Here is a 704-nt window from a genome sequence, read left to right as displayed (position 1 = left end):
GGCGAGCGCAGCGAAGTCTCCGATTCGCACCAGAACTGCGAAAAGGTCCAGGACCCGTACTCGCTGCGCTGCCAGCCGCAAGTCATGGGCGCCTGCCTGACCCAGTTCCGTCAGGCTGCCGAAGTGCTGGTGATCGAAGCCAACGCCGTCTCCGACAACCCATTGGTATTCGCGGCTGAAGGCGACGTGATTTCCGGCGGTAACTTCCACGCTGAACCCGTGGCCATGGCCGCTGACAACATGGCCCTGGCCATCGCCGAAATCGGTTCCCTGAGCGAGCGCCGCATCTCGCTGATGATGGACAAGCACATGTCGCAACTGCCGCCGTTCCTGGTGGCCAATGGCGGCGTGAACTCCGGTTTCATGATCGCCCAGGTGACGGCGGCGGCGCTGGCCAGCGATAACAAGGCGCTGGCCCATCCGCATTCGGTGGACAGCCTGCCGACCTCCGCCAACCAGGAAGACCACGTGTCGATGGCCCCGGCCGCCGGCAAACGCCTGTGGGAAATGGCCGAAAACACCCGCGGCATCCTCGCGGTGGAATGGCTGGCGGCGGTGCAGGGTCTGGACCTGCGCAACGGCCTGAAGACCTCGACCAAACTGGAAAAGGCCCGGGGCATTCTGCGTCGCGAAGTGCCGTTCTACGAGAAGGACCGCTTCTTTGCGCCGGACATCAATGCGGCGATCGAGTTGCTGGCTTCGCG

1 protein-coding gene is annotated in these 704 nt (G+C 64.2%); it reads left to right on the top strand.

What is annotated here, in order from left to right; all coding sequences use genetic code 11:
* The coding region (locus tag ACK6BI_RS28015) for an aromatic amino acid lyase (protein WP_409319664.1) at positions 1–704 on the top strand (704 nt) is incomplete at both ends.

This window comes from Pseudomonas sp. KCJK9016 (genome assembly GCF_046231795.1).
Lineage (GTDB): Bacteria > Pseudomonadota > Gammaproteobacteria > Pseudomonadales > Pseudomonadaceae > Aquipseudomonas > Aquipseudomonas bananamidigenes.
This window is presented reverse-complemented; position numbering and strand designations above follow the sequence as displayed.